This is a genomic window from Enterococcus sp. DIV0876, assembly GCF_050529585.1.
In the GTDB taxonomy this organism is placed as follows: Bacteria; Bacillota; Bacilli; order Lactobacillales; family Enterococcaceae; genus Enterococcus_D.
Genome location: NZ_CP172882.1, coordinates 2,190,427 through 2,209,263, shown reverse-complemented (window position 1 = coordinate 2,209,263; position 18,837 = coordinate 2,190,427). Strand labels below are relative to the sequence as shown.

The window sequence follows — 18,837 nt, the reverse complement described above, 5'->3', positions numbered from 1 at the left end:
GTGAGTTTGTTTCTTAATGGTGTTCTACTGTTTATTGTGTTTTCACTAATGATTGGAGGATAGATAGATGTTTAAAGAAAGAAAAATTATTTTCGCTACCAAGATTAGTTACATCAAACCATATACACAAAAGATAAAATCTATCATTTGGAATAAATTCGAATCAAGTTGTGAGGTAGAAAACTTATCATTCGACAGCGATGAAGCACCAACAATTGCGATGTACTTTATTTTATCTGATGATCAGTATCAAAAATTGCAAACAGCTATTCCAGTACTGTTGCCAGACTTAGTCCTAAAGGGAGGGATTCAATATGAATAATGATAAATTGGCGCTGCTTTTATCCGATAAATTGATGGCCAAAGTTGCCAGTCTTTTAGATGCAGAAGTCAAAACGATCACTGCTGATCTGCAAGATTCTCAAAAAGATATTGAAGCAAAGCGTTCACTAAATATTAAGTTGGGTATCGAAATCACTAGTGATCATAGAGGTATCACGATTACTGGCGAATCAAATCATAGTTTGCCTAAACGTACTTTAGAGCCAGTGATCTACCCAATCGATGTGAACAATTCCGGTCAGATTAATTTGTTTGAAAACGAATGAAGGCTGCAGGTGAAGTGAATGCTGTCAAAAGCAATCAAGTATTTAGAAGATATGCCTGCAGTTGTTATGCAGGTTCGTATGAGGAAACGTGGAGAGAACTATGTATACAGTATCGAAGCGAAAACTGAAAGAGGCAGAGTTGAAACATTCCAATTACGCGGAAGGACATTTTATCATCATGTCTTTCATCTTGGAAAACCAACGGAAGAAAAGGTTCTTTTTCAGTTTTCGGAACAATAAAAAAGCCACCAATAAAGGCGGCTCCTGAGAATGATATAACTTATCTCCGACAAGATAATTATATCATCCTCAGACATTTTTTGCAAAGAAACGCTGATATTTCGGCGTTTTATCGTCCTTGTATTAGATACTAACTTAACGGACAAAGTAAAATCTGAGGTGTGTTATGAATAAGTCATTTGTTAGAGAGAGAAGAGTTGAAGCTGGACCATATAAAGAGATAAGACTTTATAGCAGAACGTTTGAACAAGAAAGATCATGCAAAGAATCAAGAGGTAGGCGGAAGAAAGTAACTGGGTTATCCCAAGCAAGATGGAACCAGGCACAGAGCAAGAGAAAAGCTGCCTTATTTTTGTATGCCAATTTTGGTAAATCAGATTACTATGCGACATTTACCTATTCAAACAAACATCTGCCAGAAAAGCCAGCTGATGCTAAACGTGATCAAGAGAATACTTTGAAAAAATTAAAGCGCCTATATGTAAAAGAAGGCATTGAATTAAAGTACATGTGGTTTACGTCTTATCAATATGATGAAGAGGTAGGGTATATCACCAGGATCCATCATCATATCGTTTTAAATAATGGCCCATCAAGAGATGATATTGAAAGTTTGTGGTCTAAAGGGCGAGGGAAGAAGAAAGAACCTCTTGGACGACGTCAAGTCCAGAACATCCAATTTGATTCAGATGGAATGCAAGGCCTAGTCAATTACCTTACTGGCCAAGAGAAGTGGGAAAACCGTCAGTGGAAAAAAGGGCAGAAGCGCTGGTCAAAGAGCAGAAATTTGAAAGAGCCGCATGAGACCACGAATGACAACTATTGGTCCTTTAGAAAATTACACAAATTGGGCATGTCTAATGATGATGGAGCAGAAGAGATCATGAAGAGATTCCCTGATTACAGAATTTTAGGTGAAATAGTAAAACTCTACGATGAAGATCGTGGATGGTATTTCAAAATTGAGTTATTCAGGAATGATGATGGTTAACATGAGGAGGAAGAAAATTGAAAACGAAAAATTATTTAGTAGCTTGTTATGACAATAAAGACAAAATTTTCATGATGCAGGAGATGATGCTGATCATCAATATAGATTCAGCATTGAGAGGGAAATTTTCTGCTAGTGTAAAAAAATCAGAAATATTTTCTGATGAAAGATGTATCAGGTTTGTTACAAAAGCAGAAATCGACAGTATGACAGGCGTTTTCTTTTTCGGGATGAGAAAGAGTGAAAGATTCAGCTGTTTAGCAGAAAAAGAAAAATACGATCGTATCTTTGAACGTTCAATCCGTCAATACGGTGAAAATGATCGAGATAGGTTCTTGGGGGATTTAGTTAAAAAAGTGCAGGAAGAAGGTAGAAGCGATGTATACCAAAAATTGGAGAAATAGACAAAGCAATGACCAAGGTAGATTATTTGAAAATCTGATTGATCAAGCATGTTTGTATTATAAAAACAAAGATATCGCGATGATTGAAAAGACACCAGAACCGTTTCGAGTTAAGAAAATAAATAGTGATGGTACCATGACTGTTTATCCCACAGGCAAGGCTCAACCAGATTACAAAGGAACTCTTGCAAACGGGCAAGCAATCGTTTTTGAAGCAAAAATGACCACTAAAGATAGGATAAATAAAAAAGTGATTACTGATCATCAAGCAATTTGCTTAGATATTCACAGTGAATTAGGAGCAGTGACAGGAGTCTGCTGCATGATTAAAAAGACTGTTGGTTTCATTCCTTGGAGTGATTGGCAAAACATGAAGGCAAGATATGGCCGTCAATACATTCTTGAAGAAGAGCTATCAGAATATCAAGTTGCTACACCAGGTTACATTGATTTCCTTAATAAGTCAGCGTGGTGATTTAAATGGATAATCCAGTGAGTGCTTTTAAAGATGCCCGGATACTATTTGACTTATTTTGTAATGCAAGAGGATGGCAGTGGGAGGCATTTACCACAAATCCTAAAAATAAAGATCAATACTTAGCAAAGTGTTTTGACCCTAAAGAGGGGATTGAGTATAACTTTTTAATTGCGAAAAGCGGTAAATACTACAGGCTGTTAGGTAATAAAAAATGGGAGCCCTATGAGTATGTGTTGAAATAAGCGAAATCTAAAGGAGGATCTTGATGAAGCAGGAAGAATCTACTAGAGCTCGACGGCAAGAACGTGTCTTGAAATTACAAAGGCTTTTGTATTTAACTCAATTAAACAATCAGGAAATAAGCCCATCAATGCGTGAAGAACGAGATAAGCTGCGTGCTGAACTTTGGAAAAGCGATGATCTTCGTTTTCGAATAGTAGAAGTTTTATATAAGGGGGAAGTCATTTACTCCGGAACACGAACGGACGTTGCTAAAAAATGCAAAAAAGCAAAAGGTACATTGACTGATCTATTACGAAAAGGAACCCCGGACAAACAAGGTCGGAAATATCGATATAAGGATTGGAGGAAACAGAATGAATGAATTAGTTGAATCAGTAGAACAATGGGCAAAAAGTAAAGGCTTGGATAAAGCCGAATCTAGCAAACAAATGCTGAAAGTCGTTGAAGAGGTAGGAGAAGTAGCGGCAGCTTTAGCAAGAGACAATCGAGATTCTTTGCGTGATGGTATTGGCGATGTCGTAGTTACGTTAATAATCTTGGCGATGCAGAACGATATGGATCTATATGAATGTCTTAATTTTGCTTATGACGAGATCAAAGGGCGGACTGGGAAGATGGTCAATGGTGTTTTCGTTAAATCTAGCGACTTAAAGTAAGTCAGTAATCGGAAGAGATTACGGAATGAGGTGGATACGATGTTCAATAACTTTTTTAACAAACGCAGATCACAAAAGTTCGTATCAAAGATAGTTATGAGATCAAATGTAATTCAATTTGACGAAATGGGTTCCCCACTAAGGCTAGTAATGATTGACCAAGAAGATGGAACCGTTGATCACGTTTGGAGAGACATTGATGGAACAGAAGTAAAAAAGAGTGACGTTGTTTTGAAATGGGAAGAAATGCCATTAACGACAGAAATACAAAAATTAAGAAAAGAGGAAAATCAAATGGAACAGATATTTATACTTGAAGATTTTAATGGAGTTGATGGTGGGACTTTAACACTACACACAGATGGGGAAAACAATTTGTTGATGATAACCGATGAAAAAACTGACGAACATACCAGCGTTTATATCACTAAAGAACACCTCAAGGAAATGATTGATTTACTCAATTAATTCCACTATCCACCACAATAACCAACTGAAGGAGTGATGAATTGATTACGGCAAAAAGTTACTTTAGCGGTGCAGGCGGTATGGATCTAGGAATGATTGAGGCTGGAATCCATATTCTTGAATCATATGAAATAGATTCGAAAGCCGTGGGAACACTGAAAAATAATTTTGAACACACGATTAATCAAAGTGATATAACTCAAATCACCGTTTTGGATCAACAAGATGCGGATGTTTATATCGGTACTTTTCCTTGTACAAGATATTCGAATATTGCCGATATCAGCGGAACAAGAACGGGTGATGATTTATTCTTACATTTCTTTAGGCATATAGCTTTAGCAAAGCCCGAAGCGTATGTAATTGAGAACGTTCCAGGGATGCGCAAATTTCAAGTAGTAATGGAGTGTATGACTAAGCTGCCAGATTACTATGTCAGAGTAGAATGTCCAGTCAACGCTAACTGGTGGCTACCGCAAGAGCGAAAGAGATTGATTGTGATTGGCACGAGAAAACCATTTAATAATTTAGACTACCCGCTCGCTATTGATCAAATACCTGTGACCGTTGGAGATATTTTAGAAGACAATCCAGATATTCATATACCTGAATATGTTTATAAGCGATTGAATGGTGGATATCGGGATAAACCTATAATAACAACAAGGAAAGGTAAAGCTCCCACTTGCGTGGCGCACTATGCTAAAGATCGCAGCACTCGATTAGTTGATGACGGAAACCGAATCCGACCATACACTGTTTTGGAGTATCAACGGCTCCAGGGGTTTCCTGACTGGTTTAAATTTGAAGGCACAGAAAATGATGCGTATAGGCAAATAGGGAATGCAGTACCTGTGGACATGGGGCGTTGGATAGGTCAGCAATTGAAGATATATTTTAACGGCTAGATATTGATTTAAAAAGGAGTGGCCCAATTGGCAATTTATGGAGTATATGAACGAGATCAATTCGTTTTTGAAGGAACGCCGCAAGAAGTAGCTAAACGGCTAGAGATCAAGATTGACACTGTTTTGTGGTATAGCACGCCGACTGGTATCAAGAGAATGAGCAAAATTAAAAAGAAGCGGCGAGAAATTGTGAAGCTGGAGGGTTAGCATGAAAATTTTAGATGCATGTTGCGGCAGCCGATTGTTCTGGTTTGATAAAGAATGCAGCTTTGCCACTTACATGGATATACGAGAAGAAGAATACGAAATTTACGGCAAGAAAGTAAACGTTAAGCCTGATATAGTAGCAGATTTTAGGAATATGCCTTTTGAAGATTGCACGTATGATTTAGTTGTCTTTGATCCGCCACACCTGAAATGGGCAGGACAAAAATCCATTATGAAAGGTCAGTATGGACAGCTCGATAAAGATAACTGGCCAGATGATATTAAGTGCGGGATGGCTGAATGCATGAGAGTTATTAAGCCGAATGGAACCATTATTTTCAAGTGGAATGAGAACCAGGTAAAGCTAAAAGAAGTTCTTAAAGCCATAGAGCCGTTCAGTCCATTATTTGGTAATAAGCGATCACAAACACACTGGCTTATTTTTAACAAGCAAGTCCACTATCCGACGAAATAGCAGAATGTGTCGTTGCAACCAAATTACAAAAAACAGGTCATTTTTGCAACTTAAAGCAAAAAAATACTATACCAACACGTGCAATGTTAACACTTTGCCTTTTTTAACAAAATGTGTCAACCGCAGAAAGCGAGGAATGAATGTGAGTTTAGTTTATAACAACAAAAAATTAATTGGTAAGTGTAGCAAGTTCGCAATTGAAAAAGTTCAGGGCACTAGCCCATTTGTAATGCTAGAAAATTTTGAGCCAAAGCAACCGCAACTCAACGAGAATCAACAGATTGTGTTGGATTGGTTGAAGAAAAAGTGCGATTCTAAAGATGATTTTATGGGTTGGTATCCATTTGAGGCAATTATGCATTTGAGCGTTGGCTTAGACCCTGGTGAACTACGGATTGTGCCTAGTATCCAAGAATTGACTTATAAACAAGAAATAGAAGTCCTACAAGTATTCAGTCAATGGGCTTTGGAACGGGAGGAAGAGTGATGGCTAAAAAGATCGCCTCAGCTGCAGGATTGGGAAGGAACGCTTTTCACTACTGGGACTCAGATATGGCACAAATTAATCTATATAGAGGCGGGAATCCAGATCCGACTTTCATCAGAAAAAGCAAACGGACTAAACCAAAAAAGCGGAAGAAGTAATTCCGCAATCGTCAGCGATAAATGAATGGAGGGATAAGGTAACTATGGAAAAATGTAAAGCATGTTCCGACTATTTCAAATGGGATGATGAAGTAATAGAAGTGGATGATGAGTATTATCACAAAGACTGCGTAACTCTCTATCCAACAGGATATGTTGCTTTTTTAGATGATGACTGTCTGGGAGAAACTGAAAATGCAGATGGAACTACGGCTTATAGTATTTTGGAAGAAGGTCAATATATAGATGACGAAGATTAAGAACAGGAATAAGCAAATCAATGATAGTCTATCCATCATCATAATACTGCTAACGATCGCTGGCTTGAGTTGGCTATCCTATACGATTATTGACCAGCAACAGCAGATCAACCAGCTAGAACAACAGCTGCAGCAAGAGAAACTAAAATACAAAATGCTTTATCGTGATCCAGTAGTGCGAGAAGCGATCGAGAGTGGAGGGTGATCATGACACTAGCAGTATTGATGTTTGTAGGGTTTGTAACCTTGGTGTTTTTTGGAATTATCCTAGGTAAGTCAATAGATAAAAGAGAGGAAGATTTTATTGGGAAAGACTAAATCAAAAGTGAAAAAGAAGAAGCGTCGGCTGCAAGAGAAAGCCAAAACTAACGGGACGGCAAACAGGAAAGTTCTTGGCAATGATTTAAAAAGTTTAATTATGGATGAAGCAAATGGATATGCGGCTCATTTTGACAAATAAAAAAAGCCACTACCTTTTGAGTAAGTGACCTACGACAAGATTATTTTACCATAAAAGGGGTGGCGTTTGTGAGGTTTCAATGGCTTAAAAACTACCAAGATTTGGAAGAACAAATTCTCTTCATGAAATGGAATCTTAACAAGAGTAAATTGGAATTAGATCGATGGGTCAATGGCGACTTAGCAAACGTACGCCTAGAAAAGAATTCACGATCATCATCGTTGGAAGAGAATATAGAAATAATCGAAAAGGAAATATCGTTACTTGAATGTGAGAAAGCCGAATTGTTAGAGCTAATCGATTCATTCAGTGGCACCGATAATAAAATAGTCAAATTGAAATACATCGAGGATATGGACATATATGACATAGCGGACGAAACAGGATACAGCGTGTCATACATTCGCAAGAGGCACACAGAGATCCGCAAGACACTTTCGTTTGTCGATGAGTACGAATCTAGACGAGAGGAACGCATGAAGAGACAAGATGAAATGGACTACTATTCAGCAGACCAGGATCAATTAAGTTTGTTTTGACATTGTCACAAAATGCGACCTCAAAGCCTGTGTATATTTCTTGATTCAAACGGGTTATATTAATAGCGTAGAAGAAACGGAGAGCGTCGGCTTGGACTACTCACACTAATCCAAATACCGAAAGGAGGTAATCTCCTTATCGCGAAACTTCTTTGACTAATAGAAAGGCAGCACATTACTTTGAATCGAGGTGAAACTCCTCATTTCGAAATTCGCTAGTGCTGTCTTTTTTAGTTGTTCACTTTTGCTTCTTTGTTAGGTATGATATTTATATCTGATAAAAGGAGAGTGTGAGAGAATGGAAAGCCCTAAAATATTCAACGCTTGGGAATCTATAAACCGTCAGTATAACATCACGATTGATTATAAGTGTGGTTATTGTGAGAGGGAAGTCAGCTCGGAGAAAGGTATGTTTGCAAATGGTTCTAATATGTTTGCAATGATTTGTCCATCTTGTGGTTGTGTATCCATGATTGAAAATGAAGAAGGTGGCTATCAAATGCCGGGAAGCGCATATGGTAGAAAGATTAAAAACCTACCAGAGATCGTTTCTTATTTGTACAAAGAGGCAAGAGATTGTTATAAAATACAGGCTTATACCGCAGTTATTTTGATTTCTAGAAAAGCATTAGCAAATGTAGCCATTTATTATGGTGCTGAAGACGGTAATAAATTTACATATTATATTAATTTTTTAGTAGAAGAAGGGTATATTCCAAGAAGAAATAAAAAAGTAATTGACAAAATTCGAACAGAGGGAAATTCCGCAACGCACAATAAAACGTCAAAAAATTCTAAGGACGCAAAAGATATACTTAACTTGCTTGAAATGTTATTATTAATAAATTTTGAATATAATGATGAACATCAAGATAGTAATGATTAAACACCTGATTAACCTCAGGTGTTTTTATTATGCCCAAAAGGAGCGATAAGAATGAAGAAACCACAGGATTACAAAAAGAAATCTGTTAAAGAAAAACAAGACGACTTTATCAAGCTACTAACTCAGTTGCGAGAAGAAAAGGACATGGATGCTATTGCTGATCTGTTCTGGAAAGTCATCACAGCTTATGGATTGAAGGTAGATGAACTTGCAGCAATGAACTATTACATGATGAAGAGATCGCTTGAGGCACCAGTAAATGCTACGTTTATAAAGGACCACATGGGCCTAGATGTAACTCAGCTTGGAGTAGATGGAATCTTGCAAGTGCAGCGTGCCTTGGTAAATGTTTACGTTGAGCAACTTGCCAAAGACCAATGATACCTGTTGTCAAAACCAAAGCAGATCGTGCTAGGTTTTATGGATCAACAAAGTGGCGCAACCTAAGACAGCAAATACTTGAGAGAGATCACTACGAATGTTTATGGTGTAAAGCCGAAGGCAGACTGACCACGCAGTATGATTCGATACTAGAAGTCGATCACATTAAAGAGTTGGAAACAAATCCAGAGCTTGCGTTTGATCCAGACAACTTGAGGACGTTATGCAAAGACTGTCACAATAAGCGACACGATCGAATGAACTATCGTGGCCAACCAAAAAAAAGAAAGTGGGATGATGAGTGGTGGTAGGTGTTTTGAAAAGATTATTCTGCAAATATGATGATTCCGGTCCTGTTTTACATGTTACTGGAATTGAATACGAGGGAGTGTTGAGATTGAATAGCGAAGACGTTAGCTTCGATTTGAATGGGAAAGTACCTAAGCTTTATATCAAAGGCAGGGAAGTCGGAGTTGTGGTTATGACTAACCATTATGTCACAAAGCACGACTGGGGTGAAGGAACCAATGTGATTACATTTATTTATGTGACTAATGATGATCCTAAACAGAAAGTATTATCTATTGATCGAATCACTGGGGAGGTGCTGGACCAATGAGCAAAGAAATATCTACAACCACAGATCAACAAGTAAAATTCTTGAACGAAACACTTCAAAGATTAGATTCATTTAAACGAGCGGTTGCCAGCGGAGAAATAATCATGGACGATGCAATGTTTCAAGATGAACATAATGCACCAACGATTGATGAAGCTGGCGGTCGGAACATCTATATGCGAATCGATTATCACTTAGGCGAACAAGATACGGAATGAATGGTGAGAAATCTCTAAATTGGGATAGCTCACCACTTTTATTTTTAAAACGTTGATATATAAGACCCCCGGTCGAAAAGTTTTGTATCAAATCCCCACTCGAGGGAACCGGTGGAAGGGGTCAATTCTGCAAATGCAGCATACATTTTTTGCCCCTCCCCCCTCCTAGCCCCACACATTGAAAATAGAAAGAAGGTGATTAGTTTGGATTCTAAGTTAGTTGGATCGAGAATGAAGCAAAAAAGACTTGAAAAAAGGATGACACAAGTTGATGTGGCAACCAAAAGTGGAATTTCCAGTAAGTACTACGGAAGCATTGAAAATGGTAAAAATTCACCAAGTATTGAGAAGTTAAGTTCTATAGCGAAGGTACTTGGATGCAGTTTACATTTCTTACTGAATGACCGTATGGATGACATGGAAAAACGTGTGAAGTTAGAAAAAGATCGTCTTCAAAAAATTTTTAACAAAATTCCTCGTGACAAACTTAGTTTGGTTGAAGGACTAATTACTCAAGCTGCACGATTAAGAGTTTTGCTAGATGATAACTGGAAAGATATTATCGAAAACGGAGAATATGAAAAATTTAAGCAAAGCGAAAATCAAATGCCTTATGATAGAAAAAGACCAATTGTCGAAAATTATGACAATAGAGATAAAACATACCAAGCAATTATCAAGCAACTCACCGATTTATTACCGCAAAATGTGAAAGTTGATAAAAAAAGCAAGTTACTTGGTAGGAAATAGAAATGCTTACTACCCCGCATGTTGATCAATATATTCGTAAATGGAAATCCGGTGAGTTAATCCTTAACGAAAAAAGAATACAACTTTTAAAATTAATAGAAGAAGAAATTTTACCTCGTGACGATATTTATTATTTCGATGAGGAACAAATTGATAATTATATTGAGTTTAGTCAAGCTTGGTATTTTGAGTTAGATGAATGGGAAAAATTTATTTCCGCATTCATCTTTTTGTTTTACAAAGATGATGATGAAGTTGTTTTTGATGAATTTGTCATAAATATGGGACGCGGTGGCGGTAAAAATGGGTTTATTTCAACACTAGCAAATTATTTTGTCAGTTCTCTTCATGGAATTGACTACTACGATGTTTCAATTGTAGCCAATAGCGAAAAACAAGCTAAACGAAGTTTTCAAGAATGCTATCGAGTAATAAATAAAAAAGGTAACGAAGATTTAAAAGAAGAATTTGAAGCCTTCAAAAGTAGTTTGACAGGGTTAGAAACACAATCAGTATTTGAATATAAAACAAGTAATGCTAGTTCACAAGATGGCGGTCGTGAAGGTGCTGTAATTTATGATGAATACCATGAAATGGAGAATACCGATATTGTCGATGTGTTCTCAGGCGGTCTCGGAAAGGTAGATCATGGTAGACAATTCTTCATTGGTACAAAAGGTTTTGTACGTGAGGGCTACTTTGATATCAAGTACCGGGAATGTGAAGACATTCTGAATGGAGTGACAGAGTTTAAGGGTGTGTTTCCCTATGTGTGCGAAATTGATAATATCGAAGAAATGGATAATCCAGAATTATGGCCGAAAGCTAATCCAGCGTTGCAAATTCCTCTAAATAAACGCGGTAAGCGCCTATTCAATCGGATTATGAAAGAATATAAGAAACTGGCGACAGAACCATCTGGACGAACCGCTTTTGTCACGAAACGTATGAATTTTCTTGAAGATAATATGGAAAATTCAGTTGCAACAAGAGAAGAGATGATGGCGACTAATCGACCATTTTTTGAATTAGATACAGTACCGATTGGATCCTTAGATTTTGGTAGTGTTCGAGATTTTGCAACATGTGGATTGCTTTTTAAAAATCGGAAAAAGTTCGAATATGCTTTCAAAGCATTCACTTTTGCCATGAAACAATTTTGTGATGTGCATTACGGGTACTCGCTCAAAGAACAACTCGTTGGTAGCGAAAAAAGAGCACCCATCAAGAAATGGGAAAAAATGGGACTGATGAAAGTTATTGATGAGCCGTCTTTGAATCCTCAATACATTGTAGACTGGTTCATTAAAGCTAGAGATGAATACGGAGTGAGGGTAATCGTTATGGATAATTACAAAGCTGATATTCTAGCACCAATGTTAGAAAAAGAAGGATTTGAAGTAGTTCGATTAAAAAGACCTGCTAATTTGCACCCGTTATTAGCTCCTCGCGTAGAAGACGGATTTGCAAACCATAAATTTATCTTTGGTGATAATCCGTTAATGCGTTGGTTCACCAATAATGTTTATGTGAAGGAGACACAAGTGGGTAAGCAGTTTCTGAAAAAAGAAGAAGTTAAACGTAAAACAGATGGATTTCAAGCTTTTGTTCATGCTTTGTATAAAGCTACAGAACTTGATGAACAGGTAGATTACGATGATGCCTTTGACATGTTGGATGAAATTGATTTTTAGAAAGCGAGCTGAAAAAAATGGCAAGAATTTTTTTGATACCAAAACATAGTTTAGTGGTTTTATCTATTCCATGTATTTTAGGGAAAATAAAGAAGAAAAAGAGAGAATTAAATCCGAGCTGAAAGAAGCTACTGGAATGGACCGTGCTTTAGTAGTTGAAGGTAGTTTCGAGTATATTCCTTAATTTTTAGAAAGTGAGGGTAAGTTATGTTCAGTGATTGGATTCATTTAACCGAAAGGGAATTTTTTATTAAATACTGGTATATTCTAATACCGATATTTCTGTTTATTTTATTTATTGCAATGTTGATTGAATGGGTTTCGCACAGGAAGTGAGTGATCATTATGTATAAACCGCAATATCTAAATGTTAAGCGCGATGTTAATAATGTGATGGCTGGAAATATAGTCTATTTCACTAAAGTAACCACAACATCTTTGGGTTACAAGAAGAAACCGCTTGAACGGATTCGAAATAAATCAGGTAGGCGATTTGCCGGAAAGTGAAGGTGATCCATATATCTAATCCAATTGAAAGGTGGTGAAAATATTTGGGTATCTTAGATATATTTAAAAAGAACAATGAAATTGACTGGATGTTAGACTATGAATTTATTGATAACTTAGCGCAACGTCCGTATTTAAAAACTATGGCAAAGAATACTGTTCTAGATTTTGTGGCTCGTACTATGTCAACGTTAGAAGTCAAATTCAAGAATAAAGATGATGTTGAAGAATGGAATTACATCTTGAATGTGCGCCCCAATTCGGACATATCAGCAGCAACCTTTTGGGAAAAGTTTTTCTATCGACTTTTAGATGAAAATGAGGTGTTAGTGATTTTTACTGATGATAATCAGATGTTAATTGCTGATGATTATTACCGTGAAGAGTACGCTGTTTACGAAGATACATTTTCTATGGTATCAGTCAAAAACTATACAATTAAAAAAATATTCAAGATGTCTGATGTAATTTTTCTTCAATACAACAATGAAGAATTGGAGAAATTTACGAAAGGTTTGTTCGATGATTATGTAGAACTTTTTGGTCGTATCCTAGAAATATCTATGCGAAATAATCAAATTCGTGGATCCGTATCCATCGAATCAACAGGGTCGTTAAATGACGAAAAAGGAAAAGACGGTAAGCCTAGGTCTCAGCGGCTTCAAGAGTACATTGACAAAGTTTGGAATTCTTTCAAAACAAATTCAGTAGCTATTGTACCAAAAGTAAAAGGTTTCGAGTATGAAGAATATACAAATAAACAAGGTGTATCAAATCAATCACTTGAAGAATTAAATAAAATGAAATCTTCATTGATTGATGATATAGCTAATGCAGTAGGGGTTCCAACTTCTCTCATCTATGGCGAAAAATCTGAACTTGATTCCAATATTAAAGCGTTTCGTCAATTGTGTATCGCACCGCTAGTAAAAAAACTTCAAGACGAGTTAATGGCTAAAATCCTAACTCGTCAAGAGTACACAAGTGGAAAGCGTATCGAGGTTACCAACGTCTTACCAAAAGATATTTTGGAATATGCAACACAAATAGATAAGATTGTGTCTTCCGGAACATTCTTACGTGATGAAGTTCGAAATACACTTGGTTATGATCCATTAGCGAACGGCGAAGGTCAACAGCTCATTATGACAAAGAACTATGAAAAAGTATTAAAAGGAGGTGAGAACGAAAATGACGGTGAAGATTAAAATTAACGGACCAATCATTTCAAGTGATGATAAATGGTTTTACGATTGGCTTGATATGGAAGCAACTTGTCCAAATGATGTTTTATCTAAACTTCCAGAAAACGGTGAAGACGTGGAAGTTACAATCAATTCTTATGGTGGTTTAGTTGACATGGGAAATGAGATTTATACTGGCCTACGTGCACATAGTGGTAAAGTTACAGCTAATGTTGTGATGGCTGGAAGTGCTGCAAGTATTATTGCAATGGGCGCGAATAAAGTTGCAATTAGCCCTGTGGGTCAGATTATGATTCACAATGTTTCAATGGGAGCCGGTGGGGATTACCATGAAATGGATAAAGCGAGTGAGATTTTGCAAAAAGCAAATCACTCATTGGCAAATGCTTATGTAGCAAAAACGGGTAAAAGCAAGGATGAAGTTTTAACTTTAATGGAAAATGAAACATGGCTAACAGCTGAAGAGGCTGTTGAGAACGGATTTGCTGATTCAATTATGTTTGAAAATGAAGATCGGCCACAATTGGTAGCTGATGGCAGTAGCGGCTTAATTCCACAAAAACTAATTAACGAAGTTAAAAAGTTGAAAAATCAGCAAGTACAATCAGTGCAAGTAAATTTTAACGAAGAACAAGTTCAGCGCATTGTTAACGATGTTACTAAAAATTTGAAAAAAGATAATGTAATAGAAACAGAAATTGAGAAACCTAGCAATGAGTCTCCATTTGCTAAGTTTCTTTTTTAATACAAAAAAATTGGAGGTCATAGAAATGACAATTAAACTATCAAAGGATTTTGAAAATGCTAAAGCAGCATGGATTCAAGCAGTACAAAATAACGAATCAACTGAAAAAGTTGGTGAACTTTATGGTGATATGTTGGACCAAATGATTTCAGAAGCTAAAAAAGCTGGTGAAGCAGCTGCTGAATCATATGCTGCAGGAACTACCCGGGATGCTAAGTTAGCTGCTGAACAACGTAAATTCTTCAATGAAATCAATAAAGAAGTAGGATACAAAGAAGAAACGTTGCTACCTCAAGAAACTATAGATGAAATTTTCGATGATGTTGTCACGGAACATCCACTTTTGGCAGCAATTGGTGTGAAAAATGCTGGATTACGCTTGAAGTTCTTAAAGTCTGAAACAAGCGGAGTAGCAGTATGGGGTAAGATTTTTGATGAAATTAAAGGACAATTAGATGCAACTTTTAGCGAAGAAGAATCTATTCAAAACAAATTAACGGCATTTGTTGTTTTACCTAAAGATTTAACTCAATTTGGTCCAGCTTGGATTGAGTCGTTTGTCCGTTTACAAATTCAAGAAGCTTTCGCCGTTGCGATGGAATTAGCTTTCTTATCTGGTACTGGTAAGGACCAACCAGTAGGATTGAATCGACAAGTTCAAAAAGACGTGGCAATCACAGGTGGCGTATATCCTGAAAAAGAAGTTGAAGGAACATTAACAATTGATCCACTTGCCAATGGTAAAGAAAATCTTTTGGAGATGGGAAAAATCAAAAAATTCCATTCTGTCAAAGAAAACGGCAAACGACTAAATACTGCTGGCAAACTTTATTTAGTAATCTCACCTGAAGATAGCACAGATTTAGATATTGCATTCACTATTGTTACTAACGGCGGGCTGTATGCTAAAAACACACCTTTCAATATTCAAGTTATTGAATCTGAAGCACAAGCTACTAGTAAATGTTTGAGTTTCGTGAATGGGCGCTATGATGCGTATGTCGGTGGCGGAGTTGCAATTAAGAAATTTGATCAGACCTTGGCGTTAGAAGATTTAGACTTATATACGGCTAAAACATTCGTTTATGGTAAAGCAAAAGATAATAAGGTTGCAGCAGTTTGGGATTTAAAAATTTCGGATGGAGTACCTGCTGGTGGCTCGGGGGAGTAATTTCCCCCACAGGAGTGACGTTGAATAAAACCACTGTCTCTCTTGTTGTCGGGGGAACCGAAACTTTGACTGCTACCGTTGACCCAGAAACAGCTACTGACAAATCAGTGACGTTTACAAGCTCAGATGCTGCAATAGCTACTGTTACGCCAAAACAAGGCAAAATTACAGCAGTCAGTGCAGGAACGACTATCATCACAGCGACAACAGCTAACGGATTGACTACGGATTGTGAAGTGACTGTCACTGCAGAATAGGGAGGTGGCAGTAAATGGATGAGCAGACCTTTATTGATGAATACAAATCCCGCTTTCGTATTTTTCATTCTTCGGAAGACGTAGACATCGGCAAACAGCTGGAAAGTGGGTTTGCTGATATCAAATCAATTATCGGAGAGTTTGACCCTACAAAGTATGAAAAGGGCAAAGAGTTGGTCTATGAGCGTACTCGTTATTTAAGAAACGAGGCACTCGAATACTTTTATGATAATTTTCAAACGATGATCATGGATGCCTCGATAGATTTGGTAGGTGATCAAGTTGCCGATTAAAGTAAAATATGAAAGACCTGAAATTGTAGCTGGTGACCTGAATACACCAGTTACTTTTTTTGAGGTTAAGCCAAACGAAGGCCCCGAACCTGGGGAGAGTACCAACAAAAAATTGTACTTTTGCACTTGCTTAGTCTACAACCCTTCTTCAAAAGATAGGGACATTCTTAGCGGCAAAGGAACAAAGAAAGCTGTGACAATCAAGATTAGAGATCCATATACAGACTATTTGCCAGACAATGCGCATAAAGTAGTTTTGGATGATTTTCGTTACAAAGATGATGTGTGGGATATTGTAGATTTTGCACCCGACCTGGAAAACAACGACTTTCTAAAAATCATCTTGGGGGTGACCTCATGAGTGTGTCTGTTGAAGGTATGGATGACATTATCAAGAACATCGAAGCTAAACTTGGCACTGCAAGGACTACTCGTGTAATCAACAAGGCCTTAAAGAACTATGGAAATGAACTGAAAAAAGATGTTGAAGAAGCTGTGTCCAGCTACATAGATACAGGGGAAACACATGATACAGTTATTGTTTCTGGAGTAAAAAAAGGGCCGCCCAAGCGTGTTGAAGTTGGTTGGGGCGCTGGTTCCCGTTGGCGTTTAGTCCATTTGAGTGAGTTTGGTTATACTCGTTTTGGCAAATACGTTAGTCCAAGAGGGATGGGTAAGCTGCAAGGTGTCGTTGATAAAACAGAGGGGTCAGCACTTCAAAAGCTACGATCGGATATGGAGGAGTTAGCACGATGAAAGATATGATGATGGAAGTCTATAATGTTTTATCTGTGGATCCTACAATCGCAAAAGAGGTTACACCTGGTCGAATCAAGTTTTATGAAGTTCCGGAAAGTTTTGACACATCCAAGCCTTTTATTATCATTGATACGCCACTTGGTCCGCCAACGAGTGCCTATTATGCAGCCAACAAAGAGATGTCTCAAACGTTCAGTTACCAAATCAATGTTGAGACAACATCAAGAATCTTGACAAAAGAAATTGCTAAAGCAGTGAAAGCTACAATGTGGGAATTCGGATATGTTCAGTTAAGCGGTGGGCTTGATGAATATTTCTCAGAAACAAAACGCTTTGTAGATGCAAGGCGATACAGAAAAAACACACAAATTCACGACACTGATTATTAATCGGTGTCTATTTTATTAGGAGGAATTTATAAATGGAAACTTATGGTTTTGATAAATTATCAGTTCGGAAACTTTCAGAAACGTTAGAGCCAGACACAACAGCGGAGATCCATGTACTAGAAGGTAAACAAAAAGAAGGTGGTCCTACAGCATTTGATTTAACCGGACTATCAAAAGAAGCAGTAAAGGTATTTGCGGGTAATGTTGAATATTACTTGGTTAGAAAAGGTACTGGTTCCGTAGCTGCAAACTTTGGTTTGTTAGACGTACCAGTAGAAATTGAACAAGAAATTTTAGGCTTGATCAAAATGGCAGAAAAAATTGATGGGTTTGGCGATGAAACAGAACCGCCTTATATGGCTGCAGTAGCCGAAGCAGAGGATTTGTATGGCGAGCCAGTAGCATTTGCAATGGTGGCAGGATCGTTTAACCGAGATGGTTTTTCATTGGCAACCAAAAATGATGAGGATTTTACGCCAGAAGCTGGCGAATATGTTTATAACGCAATGTCTCGAAAAATTAAAATTGATACTGTTGAAAAATCTGTAAAAGTATTACGCGCTTGGGGAGAAGAAGCAGTTGCGTCCCTGAAAACTGCAGTATTAGGAGAACCTATACCCTAATACGCCCCAGAACATTACTGGGGAGATTAACGAGGATGGATCCATAGAAATTGCATGGGATGCCGTACAAGGTGCCAAGTCATATCTGATCCATTACAGCGGAGCAAATCAATCACAACCAAGTCAAGCCATTAATATGGGTTACTCAACAACCAATAAATGGACTTTGGCGGCTGCTGATGTTCCTGCTTCGGAAACTGGCGACAAACTTTATTTCTACGTCCAAGCTTATGAGAATCTAGGAGTAGGCGCTACTGATGTTGAGAAAGCACAGTATTTACATGACGGTGATTTCTTAGGATCGGCATGGAGCAAATCAATTACATTAACTGTTTAGGGAGAGCTTAGGCTCTCCTATTTTATTGGGAGGAATTTTTTATGTCAGAAATCGGGAAAGAAATCCGTTTAGATTTAATGATCAAAGGTACACGCAAAACATTTACACAAAGCCACGTGCCATATTCAAAGGCGTTGGATTACACAGATGGGGAAGCAAAACTTTTTAAAAAGGATAGCAAAGGCAAAGAAATTGCTCCAGCTTCTAGAGAATTGACCGAATTTCGTGCCGAGTTTGTTGCAGGATTATTTGATGACAAGGATTTAACAGGCGCTGTTCTTTTAGACGGTATTGATACATGGGACAAAGATTTGATCATGGAAATTATTATGTATCGCGTCTTGGGGTATGAACGACCAGCAGAGGAACCAGACCCAAAAGAAAAAAAGGACGAAAAATAAACTCGTCCGAACACCATGAC

General features: G+C 37.5%; 36 protein-coding genes. All 36 read left to right on the top strand.

Translation table 11 applies throughout. The features are described 5' to 3' along the window. Positions 1–67 precede the first annotated feature (67 nt). The 36 genes from IGI41_RS10420 to gpG all read left to right on the top strand — a co-directional run bounded on the left by IGI41_RS10420 (position 68) and on the right by gpG (position 18,817). Positions 68–322: a hypothetical protein gene (locus IGI41_RS10420; protein WP_430609725.1), complete on the top strand. Its 255-nt coding sequence runs from the start codon at positions 68–70 to the stop codon at positions 320–322. Further along, the gene (locus IGI41_RS10415) at positions 315–608 is read left to right on the top strand and encodes a hypothetical protein (protein ID WP_430609723.1); all 294 of its coding nucleotides are present in this window, start codon (positions 315–317) and stop codon (positions 606–608) included. Before IGI41_RS10420 ends, IGI41_RS10415 begins: the two co-directional genes overlap by 8 nt. Before the next feature lie 406 nt (positions 609–1,014). Then, the gene (locus tag IGI41_RS10410; RefSeq protein WP_430609721.1) at positions 1,015–1,839 is read left to right on the top strand and encodes a rolling circle replication-associated protein; all 825 of its coding nucleotides are present in this window, start codon (positions 1,015–1,017) and stop codon (positions 1,837–1,839) included. A 17-nt stretch (positions 1,840–1,856) separates the two neighbouring features. Next, positions 1,857–2,243: a hypothetical protein gene (locus IGI41_RS10405; protein ID WP_430609719.1), complete on the top strand. Its 387-nt coding sequence runs from the start codon at positions 1,857–1,859 to the stop codon at positions 2,241–2,243. After that, positions 2,218–2,718 carry a Holliday junction resolvase RecU gene (locus IGI41_RS10400; RefSeq protein ID WP_430609718.1) on the top strand — a complete coding sequence of 167 codons (501 nt, stop codon included), beginning with the start codon at positions 2,218–2,220 and terminating at the stop codon, positions 2,716–2,718. Before IGI41_RS10405 ends, IGI41_RS10400 begins: the two co-directional genes overlap by 26 nt. Positions 2,719–2,723: 5 nt before the next feature. Then, positions 2,724–2,963 carry a hypothetical protein gene (locus tag IGI41_RS10395; protein ID WP_430609717.1) on the top strand — a complete coding sequence of 80 codons (240 nt, stop codon included), beginning with the start codon at positions 2,724–2,726 and terminating at the stop codon, positions 2,961–2,963. A 23-nt stretch (positions 2,964–2,986) separates the two neighbouring features. Continuing rightward, on the top strand, positions 2,987–3,325 hold the full coding sequence (locus IGI41_RS10390) for a hypothetical protein (RefSeq protein ID WP_430609716.1): 339 nt from the start codon (positions 2,987–2,989) through the stop codon (positions 3,323–3,325). Continuing rightward, positions 3,318–3,620: a MazG-like family protein gene (locus IGI41_RS10385; RefSeq protein ID WP_430609714.1), complete on the top strand. Its 303-nt coding sequence runs from the start codon at positions 3,318–3,320 to the stop codon at positions 3,618–3,620. The genes IGI41_RS10390 and IGI41_RS10385 overlap by 8 nt, the downstream gene beginning before the upstream one ends. 96 nt (positions 3,621–3,716) lie before the next feature. Next, positions 3,717–4,088: a hypothetical protein gene (locus IGI41_RS10380; RefSeq protein WP_430609712.1), complete on the top strand. Its 372-nt coding sequence runs from the start codon at positions 3,717–3,719 to the stop codon at positions 4,086–4,088. Between the two features lie 41 nt (positions 4,089–4,129). Continuing rightward, positions 4,130–4,996, top strand: coding sequence for a DNA cytosine methyltransferase (locus IGI41_RS10375; RefSeq protein ID WP_430609711.1), 867 nt, complete (start codon positions 4,130–4,132; stop codon positions 4,994–4,996). Positions 4,997–5,023: 27 nt separating this feature from the next. Further along, positions 5,024–5,203: a hypothetical protein gene (locus tag IGI41_RS10370; protein ID WP_430609710.1), complete on the top strand. Its 180-nt coding sequence runs from the start codon at positions 5,024–5,026 to the stop codon at positions 5,201–5,203. 1 nt (position 5,204) lies between these two features. After that, positions 5,205–5,678 carry a class I SAM-dependent methyltransferase gene (locus IGI41_RS10365; protein ID WP_430609709.1) on the top strand — a complete coding sequence of 158 codons (474 nt, stop codon included), beginning with the start codon at positions 5,205–5,207 and terminating at the stop codon, positions 5,676–5,678. A 229-nt stretch (positions 5,679–5,907) separates the two neighbouring features. Then, positions 5,908–6,165 (top strand): hypothetical protein, encoded by a 258-nt coding sequence (locus IGI41_RS10360; protein WP_430609708.1) that lies wholly within the window; start codon positions 5,908–5,910, stop codon positions 6,163–6,165. Beyond that, the gene (locus tag IGI41_RS10355; RefSeq protein WP_430609707.1) at positions 6,165–6,323 is read left to right on the top strand and encodes a hypothetical protein; all 159 of its coding nucleotides are present in this window, start codon (positions 6,165–6,167) and stop codon (positions 6,321–6,323) included. The genes IGI41_RS10360 and IGI41_RS10355 overlap by 1 nt, the downstream gene beginning before the upstream one ends. 44 nt (positions 6,324–6,367) lie before the next feature. Then, positions 6,368–6,583: a hypothetical protein gene (locus tag IGI41_RS10350; RefSeq protein ID WP_413128973.1), complete on the top strand. Its 216-nt coding sequence runs from the start codon at positions 6,368–6,370 to the stop codon at positions 6,581–6,583. Beyond that, positions 6,570–6,788 (top strand): hypothetical protein, encoded by a 219-nt coding sequence (locus IGI41_RS10345; protein ID WP_430609706.1) that lies wholly within the window; start codon positions 6,570–6,572, stop codon positions 6,786–6,788. The genes IGI41_RS10350 and IGI41_RS10345 overlap by 14 nt, the downstream gene beginning before the upstream one ends. 99 nt (positions 6,789–6,887) lie before the next feature. Next, positions 6,888–7,043 (top strand): hypothetical protein, encoded by a 156-nt coding sequence (locus IGI41_RS10340; RefSeq protein WP_430609705.1) that lies wholly within the window; start codon positions 6,888–6,890, stop codon positions 7,041–7,043. A gap of 68 nt (positions 7,044–7,111) precedes the next feature. Further along, entirely contained in the window at positions 7,112–7,582 is a 471-nt protein-coding gene (locus tag IGI41_RS10335) for a hypothetical protein (protein ID WP_430609704.1), read from the top strand. Positions 7,583–7,880: 298 nt separating this feature from the next. Beyond that, positions 7,881–8,468, top strand: a complete 588-nt coding sequence (locus IGI41_RS10330; protein WP_430609703.1) for a DUF4145 domain-containing protein — start codon at positions 7,881–7,883, stop codon at positions 8,466–8,468. 51 nt (positions 8,469–8,519) lie between these two features. Beyond that, positions 8,520–8,849, top strand: a complete 330-nt coding sequence (locus IGI41_RS10325) for a hypothetical protein (RefSeq protein WP_430609702.1) — start codon at positions 8,520–8,522, stop codon at positions 8,847–8,849. After that, positions 8,846–9,160 (top strand): HNH endonuclease, encoded by a 315-nt coding sequence (locus IGI41_RS10320; protein WP_086299242.1) that lies wholly within the window; start codon positions 8,846–8,848, stop codon positions 9,158–9,160. Before IGI41_RS10325 ends, IGI41_RS10320 begins: the two co-directional genes overlap by 4 nt. 86 nt (positions 9,161–9,246) lie before the next feature. Continuing rightward, complete coding sequence (locus tag IGI41_RS10315) at positions 9,247–9,468, top strand: hypothetical protein (protein WP_430609701.1); 222 nt, start codon at positions 9,247–9,249, stop codon at positions 9,466–9,468. Beyond that, a complete protein-coding gene (locus tag IGI41_RS10310; protein WP_430609700.1) occupies positions 9,465–9,686 on the top strand; it encodes a hypothetical protein in 222 nt (73 codons plus the stop codon). Before IGI41_RS10315 ends, IGI41_RS10310 begins: the two co-directional genes overlap by 4 nt. Before the next feature lie 195 nt (positions 9,687–9,881). Next, positions 9,882–10,436 (top strand): helix-turn-helix domain-containing protein, encoded by a 555-nt coding sequence (locus tag IGI41_RS10305; protein WP_430609699.1) that lies wholly within the window; start codon positions 9,882–9,884, stop codon positions 10,434–10,436. A gap of 2 nt (positions 10,437–10,438) precedes the next feature. Beyond that, on the top strand, positions 10,439–12,130 hold the full coding sequence (locus IGI41_RS10300) for a terminase large subunit domain-containing protein (protein ID WP_430609698.1): 1,692 nt from the start codon (positions 10,439–10,441) through the stop codon (positions 12,128–12,130). Between the two features lie 596 nt (positions 12,131–12,726). Then, a complete protein-coding gene (locus IGI41_RS10295; protein ID WP_430612808.1) occupies positions 12,727–13,845 on the top strand; it encodes a phage portal protein in 1,119 nt (372 codons plus the stop codon). Beyond that, the gene (locus IGI41_RS10290) at positions 13,829–14,587 is read left to right on the top strand and encodes a head maturation protease, ClpP-related (RefSeq protein WP_430609697.1); all 759 of its coding nucleotides are present in this window, start codon (positions 13,829–13,831) and stop codon (positions 14,585–14,587) included. The genes IGI41_RS10295 and IGI41_RS10290 overlap by 17 nt, the downstream gene beginning before the upstream one ends. Before the next feature lie 25 nt (positions 14,588–14,612). After that, a complete protein-coding gene (locus tag IGI41_RS10285; protein ID WP_430609696.1) occupies positions 14,613–15,758 on the top strand; it encodes a phage major capsid protein in 1,146 nt (381 codons plus the stop codon). 20 nt (positions 15,759–15,778) lie between these two features. After that, entirely contained in the window at positions 15,779–16,015 is a 237-nt protein-coding gene (locus IGI41_RS10280) for an Ig-like domain-containing protein (protein WP_430609695.1), read from the top strand. 14 nt (positions 16,016–16,029) lie between these two features. Continuing rightward, the gene (locus tag IGI41_RS10275; RefSeq protein WP_430609694.1) at positions 16,030–16,308 is read left to right on the top strand and encodes a phage gp6-like head-tail connector protein; all 279 of its coding nucleotides are present in this window, start codon (positions 16,030–16,032) and stop codon (positions 16,306–16,308) included. Next, the gene (locus IGI41_RS10270; protein WP_430609693.1) at positions 16,289–16,669 is read left to right on the top strand and encodes a phage head-tail adapter protein; all 381 of its coding nucleotides are present in this window, start codon (positions 16,289–16,291) and stop codon (positions 16,667–16,669) included. The genes IGI41_RS10275 and IGI41_RS10270 overlap by 20 nt, the downstream gene beginning before the upstream one ends. Further along, entirely contained in the window at positions 16,666–17,064 is a 399-nt protein-coding gene (locus tag IGI41_RS10265) for an HK97 gp10 family phage protein (RefSeq protein WP_412274273.1), read from the top strand. Before IGI41_RS10270 ends, IGI41_RS10265 begins: the two co-directional genes overlap by 4 nt. Then, a complete protein-coding gene (locus IGI41_RS10260; RefSeq protein WP_430609691.1) occupies positions 17,061–17,456 on the top strand; it encodes a hypothetical protein in 396 nt (131 codons plus the stop codon). The genes IGI41_RS10265 and IGI41_RS10260 overlap by 4 nt, the downstream gene beginning before the upstream one ends. Positions 17,457–17,488: 32 nt before the next feature. Next, positions 17,489–18,079 (top strand): phage tail protein, encoded by a 591-nt coding sequence (locus tag IGI41_RS10255; RefSeq protein WP_430609690.1) that lies wholly within the window; start codon positions 17,489–17,491, stop codon positions 18,077–18,079. 136 nt (positions 18,080–18,215) lie between these two features. Next, a complete protein-coding gene (locus IGI41_RS10250; RefSeq protein WP_430609688.1) occupies positions 18,216–18,416 on the top strand; it encodes a hypothetical protein in 201 nt (66 codons plus the stop codon). A 41-nt stretch (positions 18,417–18,457) separates the two neighbouring features. Further along, positions 18,458–18,817: a phage tail assembly chaperone G gene (gene gpG / locus IGI41_RS10245; RefSeq protein ID WP_430609685.1), complete on the top strand. Its 360-nt coding sequence runs from the start codon at positions 18,458–18,460 to the stop codon at positions 18,815–18,817. The last annotated feature ends 20 nt before the right edge of the window (positions 18,818–18,837 follow it).

Coding starts and splice junctions, on each gene's coding strand:
- IGI41_RS10380 (WP_430609712.1), top strand. CDS start 3,717: ATGAGATCAAATGTAATTCAATTTGACGAAATGGGTTCCCCACTAAGG.
- IGI41_RS10285 (WP_430609696.1), top strand. CDS start 14,613: ATGACAATTAAACTATCAAAGGATTTTGAAAATGCTAAAGCAGCATGG.
- IGI41_RS10290 (WP_430609697.1), top strand. CDS start 13,829: ATGACGGTGAAGATTAAAATTAACGGACCAATCATTTCAAGTGATGAT.
- IGI41_RS10275 (WP_430609694.1), top strand. CDS start 16,030: ATGGATGAGCAGACCTTTATTGATGAATACAAATCCCGCTTTCGTATT.
- IGI41_RS10360 (WP_430609708.1), top strand. CDS start 5,908: ATGCTAGAAAATTTTGAGCCAAAGCAACCGCAACTCAACGAGAATCAA.
- IGI41_RS10385 (WP_430609714.1), top strand. CDS start 3,318: ATGAATGAATTAGTTGAATCAGTAGAACAATGGGCAAAAAGTAAAGGC.
- gpG (WP_430609685.1), top strand. CDS start 18,458: ATGTCAGAAATCGGGAAAGAAATCCGTTTAGATTTAATGATCAAAGGT.
- IGI41_RS10300 (WP_430609698.1), top strand. CDS start 10,439: ATGCTTACTACCCCGCATGTTGATCAATATATTCGTAAATGGAAATCC.
- IGI41_RS10355 (WP_430609707.1), top strand. CDS start 6,165: ATGGCTAAAAAGATCGCCTCAGCTGCAGGATTGGGAAGGAACGCTTTT.
- IGI41_RS10310 (WP_430609700.1), top strand. CDS start 9,465: ATGAGCAAAGAAATATCTACAACCACAGATCAACAAGTAAAATTCTTG.
- IGI41_RS10320 (WP_086299242.1), top strand. CDS start 8,846: ATGATACCTGTTGTCAAAACCAAAGCAGATCGTGCTAGGTTTTATGGA.
- IGI41_RS10330 (WP_430609703.1), top strand. CDS start 7,881: ATGGAAAGCCCTAAAATATTCAACGCTTGGGAATCTATAAACCGTCAG.
- IGI41_RS10400 (WP_430609718.1), top strand. CDS start 2,218: ATGTATACCAAAAATTGGAGAAATAGACAAAGCAATGACCAAGGTAGA.
- IGI41_RS10255 (WP_430609690.1), top strand. CDS start 17,489: ATGGAAACTTATGGTTTTGATAAATTATCAGTTCGGAAACTTTCAGAA.
- IGI41_RS10265 (WP_412274273.1), top strand. CDS start 16,666: ATGAGTGTGTCTGTTGAAGGTATGGATGACATTATCAAGAACATCGAA.
- IGI41_RS10325 (WP_430609702.1), top strand. CDS start 8,520: ATGAAGAAACCACAGGATTACAAAAAGAAATCTGTTAAAGAAAAACAA.
- IGI41_RS10365 (WP_430609709.1), top strand. CDS start 5,205: ATGAAAATTTTAGATGCATGTTGCGGCAGCCGATTGTTCTGGTTTGAT.
- IGI41_RS10395 (WP_430609717.1), top strand. CDS start 2,724: ATGGATAATCCAGTGAGTGCTTTTAAAGATGCCCGGATACTATTTGAC.
- IGI41_RS10420 (WP_430609725.1), top strand. CDS start 68: ATGTTTAAAGAAAGAAAAATTATTTTCGCTACCAAGATTAGTTACATC.
- IGI41_RS10260 (WP_430609691.1), top strand. CDS start 17,061: ATGAAAGATATGATGATGGAAGTCTATAATGTTTTATCTGTGGATCCT.
- IGI41_RS10345 (WP_430609706.1), top strand. CDS start 6,570: ATGACGAAGATTAAGAACAGGAATAAGCAAATCAATGATAGTCTATCC.
- IGI41_RS10295 (WP_430612808.1), top strand. CDS start 12,727: ATGTTAGACTATGAATTTATTGATAACTTAGCGCAACGTCCGTATTTA.
- IGI41_RS10415 (WP_430609723.1), top strand. CDS start 315: ATGAATAATGATAAATTGGCGCTGCTTTTATCCGATAAATTGATGGCC.
- IGI41_RS10250 (WP_430609688.1), top strand. CDS start 18,216: ATGGGTTACTCAACAACCAATAAATGGACTTTGGCGGCTGCTGATGTT.
- IGI41_RS10410 (WP_430609721.1), top strand. CDS start 1,015: ATGAATAAGTCATTTGTTAGAGAGAGAAGAGTTGAAGCTGGACCATAT.
- IGI41_RS10390 (WP_430609716.1), top strand. CDS start 2,987: ATGAAGCAGGAAGAATCTACTAGAGCTCGACGGCAAGAACGTGTCTTG.
- IGI41_RS10350 (WP_413128973.1), top strand. CDS start 6,368: ATGGAAAAATGTAAAGCATGTTCCGACTATTTCAAATGGGATGATGAA.